The sequence below is a fragment of the Streptomyces sp. NPDC054863 genome, assembly GCF_053610825.1.
In genome coordinates this window covers 1-6698 of the sequence record NZ_JBSGZD010000380.1, presented here as the reverse complement: position 1 = coordinate 6698, position 6698 = coordinate 1, and the positions used below count along the sequence as shown (strand labels likewise).

Sequence of the window (6698 nt, the reverse complement as noted above, 5' to 3'; positions counted from 1 at the left end):
GCCGTACGGAACTCCCGTACGGCCACCGCCTGTTGACGTCCCGTCAGGCCACCCTGAAGGTGTCCCCGTACACCTTCCACACCAGCGGCGTGCGCAGCGAGAAGTTCCCCTTCTTCACGAAGACCCGCTGTGCCGTGTCTATCCGGCTGGTGTCCTCGTGCGCGGCCTCGCGCTTCATCGTGCTCCTGCGCACGTCCAGGAAGGCATTCAGATACGCACCCTGGTCACCGCCCCGCGAAGGCGCCGCCGCCTTCGCCAGCGCACTGCGTCTGATCATGTCGAATCCGTCGCGCCCGCCCGCACCGTGCATCACCATCGCGTCGTAGTAGACGAACTGCCCGAGCGTCCCCAGCCCGTCCTGCTGCGCGCGCCGCACGGCCGGATCGAAGTAGACGCGGTCCCGCTCCTCGTTCTGCGCCTTCTCGAACCCCTCGTCCTGCGCGGCCCTGCGCCAGTCCCTTACGAAGCGGGGGCCGAGCCCTTGGTGCGAGTCCGACCCGTTCACCTCCCGCAGGGCGGGGAGGTACTTCTCCAGTACGTTGCCGGGCTCGGCGGCGCTGTAGCGCTCGACCAGCTCCAGCATGTCGCCGGTCCCGGAGCAGAAACCGATGATCCCCGCCGTGTACCCGCGCCCGTCGCCTATGTCCTCGATGTACTCGTACTGCTTCCGCCACTCCAGGGAAGAGTTCTCCGCACTCGACACGAGCCGCATCGCGAGTTCCTTCTTCTCCGGATCCCGCAGCCCCGACGAGGCGGAGGCCCTGGCCCCGTCCTCCTCCGTGGGCGCCGCGATGCTGGTGGCCGGCACGGAGCCGAGCGTGAGGCCCAGCAGGGCGCGGGCGGCGTTCTGGGCGCGACGGGTGAGTTGCATGGGACCTCCGGGGCCGGTCATGGGTGCCGGACCACCCTTCGACGGGGGTCCGGCCGGAACAGTTCCTTCAAGGACGGCGCCCACAGTTCCTTCGGGGACGGCGCTCACAGCTCCCTCAAGGGTCGCAGGAACATTTCCCTCACCCGACCCGAAAAGTGTCCCCGTACACCTTCCACCGCAGCGGCGTCCGCAGCGCCAGGTTCCCGGCCCGCAGGAAAACCCGCTGGGCCGTCTCGATGCGGCTGGTGTCCCGGTGTGCCGGCTCACGCTTCATCGAGGCCACCCGTACATCGAGAAAGGCGTGCAGGTAGGAGCGCTCGTCGCCCCCGTCCACGGGCAGCGCGGCGCGCTGCCGCGCCCGTTCCCGCAGCGTGCGGAACCCGGTGGACCCGTGAGTGTCTCCCGCCCCGTGCATCACGTACGCATCGAAGTACACGAACTGCCCGAGCGCCCCCACCCCGTCCGCCGTCCCCTGCCGCACGGCCGGATCGAAGTACTCCCGGTCCCGCTCGGCGTCCTGGGCGGCCCGGAACGCCGGATCGGTGTCGGCGGCCCGCCGCCACGCCTCGACGAACGGTCCCTCAAGCCCCTCGTGCGAGTCCGACCCGTTCACCTTCCGCAGGGCGGGGAGGAACTTCTCCAGTACGGTGCCCGGCCGTGCGGCGGCGTACCGCTCGACCACCTTCGCCATGTCGCCGGTCCCGGAACAGAAGCCCACGATCCCGCCCGTGTAACCCCGTCCGTCCCCGATGTCCTGGAGGTAGCGGTACTGCTTCCGCCACTCCAGCGAGGAGTTCTCCGCGCTCGACACGAGGCGCATCGCGAGCTCCTTCTTCGCCGGATCCGCCAGCCCCGGCCCACTCTCCGCCGGCCGCCCGGACGGCGACGCACCCGTGGAAGGCGGTGCACCCGTGGAAGGCGACGCACCCGTGGAAGGCGACGCACCCGTGGACGGCGGCGGCCCGGGAAGCGCCCCGTCACCCCCACCCGCGCTCACGCACCCCACCAGCATCATCACCAGGACCAGCGCCGCCGGCCCCACCCCGCGCATAACGGACGTCACCCGACGACCCTGGCACCCGGGCCGCCCCTGTACCGTCGGAGTCATGGAAGATCACTCCGTCGTCGATGTGGGCGACGTACGCATGGCGTACCGCTCCTGGGGCGACCAGCACGGCAACCCGGTAATCCTGCTTCACGGAATCGGCGGTTCCGCCGCGAACTGGGAGAAGGTCGGGCAGGCGCTCGGCGAGGAATGGCGGGTGCACGCACTCGATCTGCGCGGCCACGGCGAGAGCGACTGGCCCGACGAGTACGACCTTGAGCTCATGCGGGACGACGTCCTCGGCTTCATCGAGGAGTCGAAGATCGACCGCGCGGGGGTGGTCGGCCACGGCATGGGCGGCATCGTCGCGTACCTCCTGGCGCAGGAGTACCCGGACCGGGTGGAGCGTCTGGTACTGGAGGAGACTCCGGCCCCCTTCGAGGGTGCGGAGGACCTCCTTCCGGAAAGTGGTCCCGTCGACTACGACGAGAACGCGATCGACGGGATCCAGGCCCAGATCGGGAACCCGCCGCAGGAGTGGGTCGACCGCCTCGGCGAGATCGTCGCCCCGACGATGCTGATCACCGGTGGTTCGGCGAGCGGCATGTCCCAGGAGGAGCTCCCCGAGATGGCCGACCGCATCCCGGACTGCTCGCAGATCATGCTCCCCGGTGGTCACTACATCCACGAGCGCCACCCGCAGCAGTTCGCGGACAAGGTGAGCGACTTCTTCACCAGCTGAGGGGCCCGTGCCCGTCGGCCGAGGGGCACGAGCCGTCGGTCAGTTCTTGGGGACACCGGCCCCGCGTGCCGCCTGGAACAGTCCCGTGACGACCAGGACGCCGCCGATGACCATCAGGACCACTCCGGCCTTGGGCAGCGTCACCACCGGGACCTCCACCCCGCCCCCGAACAGCTTCAGGGCCAGGCCGACCAGGAAGGTCACGATTCCTTCGGCCAGGTTCTTGTGTGCACGATTCACCGGGGGCTCCTTGGGTTGGGGGATGATCCCAGCCTAGGAACGGGCGGGCAGGCGGAGCGTCGTCCGCCGGGAGGAACCGGTGCTGCACCGTTCGACGGACCTCGGTCAGCGCTCGCGCTCCCGGGCGGGCCCGGTGATCAAGGTGGTGACGGAGTTGATGATCCGCAGGCTTCTTCCACTCGGCCGGAACTGACCCACGACGGAGCGATCGTAGGGAGCCGTCCGGCTCAGGCGGTGAGGCTGCCGTCGGCGAGGGCGGCGGTGAAGGCGGCCCAGGCTGGGGTGGGGATGCGGAGGGTGGGGCCGGTGGGGTTCTTGCTGTCACGTACGGGGACGTGGGTGGGGAATCCGGGGGCGATTTCCACGCAGTTTCCGCCGTCGTTGCCGCTGTAGCTGGACTTGATCCAGCTCGCCGTGCGGAGGTCGTGAGTTGTCGGCATGCGGGCTACGTCGTCTCGCGCTTGAGGTGCGTGGTGAAGGTGGCCCAGGCCGGGGTGGGGATGCGGAGGGTGGGGCCGGTGGGGTTCTTGCTGTCACGTACGGGGACGTGGGTGGGGAATCCGGGGGCGACTTCTACGCAGTCGCCGCCGTCGTTGCCGCTGTAGCTGGACTTGATCCAGCTCGTCGGGCCGAGGTTCTGAGAGGTCATGCTGGTCGTACCCTTCCATCGCGTCACTGATCAGAGAGGCAGACTCTGGAGCCGACAGAGCGTCCGCCCTGAGCACATCATAGGTCTGCAACTGACGCGTGAACTCGGCTGGACCATCGTTGAAGTGCCCCTGTTTCAGGGACTCCGAGTAGATCCAATTGTGGCCGTCGGTAAGTGACATGAGAGCCATCGAGGTCTTGGGGCGATTGATCGCCGGGCGGTCGGCTGGCGCGATCTGGATGCGCACGTTGGGCAGCTTGCCCACGTTCAGCAGGTGGTAGCACTGCTCACGCATGACTTCTGGTGAACCCACCACGGTGCGGATACAGCTCTCGTCCAGTACGGCCATCAGGAGCGGCCCATCAGGTGCGTAGAAGCGGTGTTGCCTGCTGAGTCGTGCCCGCACCTGCTCTTCCGCGTCAGCGGCCGTGCTCACCTGCGAGAACAGTGCGTGCGCATAGGTGTAGGTCTGCAACAGGCCTGGGATCAACTGCGTTTGGTAGATACGCTCCGCCACCGCCTCCGCATCCATCTTCGCCCGGCGCTCGAACCAGTCCGGGTGTTGTACGTCCGGGTACCAGTCGATCTCCTGCCACAGGTTCAGCAGCGTCTTGCCCGTTCCGAATACCGCCGAGCAGCCCTGCACGAAGCGCAGGTCCGGGACGCGCGTACCGGCCTCGACCCGGGCCACCTGCGAGCGGTCGCACGGGATTTGGCCGGCCAGAGCGACTTGCGTCAGCAACATCGACTCCCGGTGGTGCTTGATGAGTTTGCCGAACGTCTCGCCCGGTGTGGCGACCTTTCCGCCTGCCGCGTTTCGCGTACTCAACCGGTCCTCCTCGTGTGCCACGTGGCCACTGGAACGCCCCAGGCGTTGTGACGGGGACCCCGTGCGGCAACGCTTGTCTCACTGACGGTAGTTGATCGGCCGTCGCGTATATGGCGAAACCTGGATGAAGGATCAGAAAATGCAAAACGGAGAGCAGCAGCGACCGCTCGGCAGTGACGCACGCAAGCAACTCGCGCGCATGATCAAGGACTTCGGCATCGACGGCGCTCTGGTGATCAGCCGGACGGCGGGGGACGGGAGTGTGCCGCCGTGGGAGAGCGATTCGCTGCCCGATCTGCCGCCGGGCTCGATGGCCTACCCGCCGTGCCGCTGCCCCCGGCATCGTGAAGAGGGCGCCGTGGCGGAGGAGTTGAGCCTCTGAAGGCCGCCGGAGGGGTTCTCCTCGCGAGCCCCGGCAGCACCCCCCCCAGAATAATGTCTCACATACACGTGTAAGTGAGACATTATTCTGACACCCCTCTCCGCCCCCTTTCGGGAGCCCGGACTTACGCCGGGTCCGGCAGGTCCATCAGCGCGAGCTTGGCCGGGTCGATCACGACCGTGATGTGGGTGATCCGGCCGTCGGTGACGGTGAACGCGAGGACCGAGAGCGGGGTGCCGTCCTCGCGCCAGGAAACGACCCCCGGCAGACCGTTGACGAGCACCGTCCGGCCCTGTGCGGCTGCGCCCGCGGAGAGTTGGGCGCCGGCGGCGACCTTGGTGGCGCCGAGGGCGACGACCACGCCGGACGGGGTGTCGACGGTCAGTTTCACCTCGGGGTCGAGAACCCGCAGCAACTCCTCGAAGTCGCCGAGGCGCGTCGCCGTCAGGAAGGCCTGGACCACCTCGCGCTGCTCCCGCCCGACGCCGGTCGGCCGTTCGGTCGTCCGCACCTTCCGGCGGGCGCGGCTGGCGAGCATCTTGGCCGCGGCGGTCGACCTGCCGAGGATCTGGCCGATCTCGTCGAACGGCACCGCGAACAGGTCGTGCAGCACGAACGCCAGCCGCTCGCTCGGCCCGAGCGACTCCAGCACGACGAGCAGCGCGAGCCCGACCGAGTCGGCGAGCACCGCGTCGTCCTCGGGGGCGGGGCCGTCGTCGAGGGTCACCACGAACTCGGGCAGGCGGTCGTCGTAGGACGCCTCCGGGCGGGTCTGGCGCGAGCGCAGGACGTCGAGGCTGATCCGGCCGACCACCGTGGTCAGCCAGCCGGCGAGGTTGTGGACGGTCGCCGCGTCCTGGCGGGAGAGCCGCAGCCAGGCCTCCTGGACCACGTCCTCGGCATCGGCGTGCGAGCCGAGCATGCGGTGGGCGACCGCGCGCAGCCGGTCGCGCTGGGCCTCGAACGCCTCGGCCACCGGGACCGTCGGGTGCATCGGGCGGGTGTCGGACATGTTGTTACCTTCCTCGGGACTGCTCCGTCATGGGGATGACGGGCCCGCACGGGCTCAGGTAACCGATGACTCACCGATGAAGGAGCAGGACCGATGGAAGCACGCATGACGAGCCCGGCCCATCCCGACGTGATCACAGCAATTCAGCACCTCTACAAGGCGGTTCACGCCGGGGGAGCGGATCAGCGGCTGCTGGGCCTGGTCCACCTGCGCGTCAGCCAGATCAACGGCTGCAGCCCCTGCGTATTCGCCACGACCCAGGCGGCGCAGAAGGCCGGTGAGACGGACGAGCGGCTGCACCACGTGGTCGCGTGGCGCGACACCCCCTTCTACACCGAGGAGGAGCGGGCGGCCCTCGCCCTGGCCGAGGCCGCCACCCGGCTCCAGGACGGTGCGGCGGGCGTGACCGACGAGATCTGGGACGCCGCTGCCGACCACTTCACCGAGGAGCAGCTGGGCGCGATCACCCTGGAGATCGCGATGACCAACTTCTTCAACCGGCTCAACCGCACGGTCCGGGAGCAGGCAGGCAAGACCTGGTGAGTCGGGCGGGGCGTCAGGGCCGCCCGCCCGCTCGCTCGACCACGGCCGCCAGGTCCGCGCCCGCCCGGAGCAGGGCCACCGTCCGGGCGGCGATCCGGTCGAGGCGGTCCTGGAGGACGCGGGCGGTCTCGACGGGGTCGTCGTCCTGCTGGAGCGCGGTGAGGGCTTCGCGCACTGCTGCGATGCCGTATCCGGCGCCGCGCAGGGCCAGCACGATGCGGGCCGTGCCGACGGTGCGGGGCCCGTAGCGGCGGGCGCGCAGCGAGGTCACCCGCTCGGGGGCGAGCAGGCCCTCCTCCTCCCAGAACCGCAGGGTGGAGGTGCGTACGCCGAGCGCCCCGGCGAGTTCCGTGATCGTCATGGTGTCGTCGACCGGCATCGTGAC

The 6698-nt window shown here is 69.3% G+C and carries 11 protein-coding genes; 3 read left to right on the top strand and 8 right to left on the bottom strand.

Annotation, left to right across the window (positions count from 1 at the left end; all coding sequences use genetic code 11):
- Positions 1-43: 43 nt before the first annotated feature.
- Positions 44-871: a chitosanase gene (locus ACWGIG_RS35735; RefSeq protein ID WP_453325868.1), complete on the bottom strand. Its 828-nt coding sequence runs from the start codon at positions 869-871 to the stop codon at positions 44-46.
- Between the two features lie 139 nt (positions 872-1010).
- The gene (locus ACWGIG_RS35730; protein WP_453325871.1) at positions 1011-1883 is read right to left on the bottom strand and encodes a chitosanase; all 873 of its coding nucleotides are present in this window, start codon (positions 1881-1883) and stop codon (positions 1011-1013) included.
- A 94-nt stretch (positions 1884-1977) separates the two neighbouring features.
- Between ACWGIG_RS35730 and ACWGIG_RS35725 the strand changes: the two genes are divergently transcribed.
- Entirely contained in the window at positions 1978-2658 is a 681-nt protein-coding gene (locus ACWGIG_RS35725; protein WP_453325867.1) for an alpha/beta fold hydrolase, read from the top strand.
- Positions 2659-2697: 39 nt separating this feature from the next.
- Here the strand turns inward: ACWGIG_RS35725 and ACWGIG_RS35720 are convergent, their stop codons facing one another.
- The 4 genes from ACWGIG_RS35720 to ACWGIG_RS35705 all read right to left on the bottom strand — a co-directional run bounded on the left by ACWGIG_RS35720 (position 2698) and on the right by ACWGIG_RS35705 (position 4376).
- Positions 2698-2898 carry a DUF5708 family protein gene (locus ACWGIG_RS35720; protein WP_453325866.1) on the bottom strand — a complete coding sequence of 67 codons (201 nt, stop codon included), beginning with the start codon at positions 2896-2898 and terminating at the stop codon, positions 2698-2700.
- 227 nt (positions 2899-3125) lie between these two features.
- The gene (locus ACWGIG_RS35715; protein WP_453325865.1) at positions 3126-3338 is read right to left on the bottom strand and encodes a DUF397 domain-containing protein; all 213 of its coding nucleotides are present in this window, start codon (positions 3336-3338) and stop codon (positions 3126-3128) included.
- A gap of 5 nt (positions 3339-3343) precedes the next feature.
- Positions 3344-3514 carry a DUF397 domain-containing protein gene (locus ACWGIG_RS35710; RefSeq protein WP_453325870.1) on the bottom strand — a complete coding sequence of 57 codons (171 nt, stop codon included), beginning with the start codon at positions 3512-3514 and terminating at the stop codon, positions 3344-3346.
- A complete protein-coding gene (locus ACWGIG_RS35705; RefSeq protein ID WP_453325869.1) occupies positions 3432-4376 on the bottom strand; it encodes a helix-turn-helix domain-containing protein in 945 nt (314 codons plus the stop codon). Before ACWGIG_RS35705 ends, ACWGIG_RS35710 begins: the two co-directional genes overlap by 83 nt.
- 139 nt (positions 4377-4515) lie before the next feature.
- Here ACWGIG_RS35705 and ACWGIG_RS35700 point away from each other — a divergent pair, with 139 nt between their 5' ends.
- Positions 4516-4758, top strand: a complete 243-nt coding sequence (locus tag ACWGIG_RS35700) for a hypothetical protein (protein WP_453325864.1) — start codon at positions 4516-4518, stop codon at positions 4756-4758.
- A gap of 124 nt (positions 4759-4882) precedes the next feature.
- On the opposite strand, the gene ACWGIG_RS35695 is transcribed toward ACWGIG_RS35700, so the two are convergent.
- Positions 4883-5770: a sigma-70 family RNA polymerase sigma factor gene (locus ACWGIG_RS35695; RefSeq protein WP_453325863.1), complete on the bottom strand. Its 888-nt coding sequence runs from the start codon at positions 5768-5770 to the stop codon at positions 4883-4885.
- Positions 5771-5863: 93 nt separating this feature from the next.
- Here ACWGIG_RS35695 and ACWGIG_RS35690 point away from each other — a divergent pair, with 93 nt between their 5' ends.
- Positions 5864-6313 (top strand): carboxymuconolactone decarboxylase family protein, encoded by a 450-nt coding sequence (locus ACWGIG_RS35690; protein WP_453325862.1) that lies wholly within the window; start codon positions 5864-5866, stop codon positions 6311-6313.
- Between the two features lie 13 nt (positions 6314-6326).
- On the opposite strand, the gene ACWGIG_RS35685 is transcribed toward ACWGIG_RS35690, so the two are convergent.
- Positions 6327-6698 (bottom strand): MerR family transcriptional regulator (locus ACWGIG_RS35685; RefSeq protein ID WP_453325861.1); only part of this gene is annotated, 372 nt, incomplete at its 5' end.

Bases quoted from the DNA above. Each gene is read 5' to 3' on its own strand.
- ACWGIG_RS35695 (WP_453325863.1), bottom strand. From the start codon at position 5,770: ATGTCCGACACCCGCCCGATGCACCCGACGGTCCCGGTGGCCGAGGCG.
- ACWGIG_RS35730 (WP_453325871.1), bottom strand. From the start codon at position 1,883: ATGCTGGTGGGGTGCGTGAGCGCGGGTGGGGGTGACGGGGCGCTTCCC.
- ACWGIG_RS35690 (WP_453325862.1), top strand. From the start codon at position 5,864: ATGGAAGCACGCATGACGAGCCCGGCCCATCCCGACGTGATCACAGCA.
- ACWGIG_RS35735 (WP_453325868.1), bottom strand. From the start codon at position 871: ATGCAACTCACCCGTCGCGCCCAGAACGCCGCCCGCGCCCTGCTGGGC.
- ACWGIG_RS35700 (WP_453325864.1), top strand. From the start codon at position 4,516: ATGCAAAACGGAGAGCAGCAGCGACCGCTCGGCAGTGACGCACGCAAG.
- ACWGIG_RS35725 (WP_453325867.1), top strand. From the start codon at position 1,978: ATGGAAGATCACTCCGTCGTCGATGTGGGCGACGTACGCATGGCGTAC.
- ACWGIG_RS35715 (WP_453325865.1), bottom strand. From the start codon at position 3,338: ATGCCGACAACTCACGACCTCCGCACGGCGAGCTGGATCAAGTCCAGC.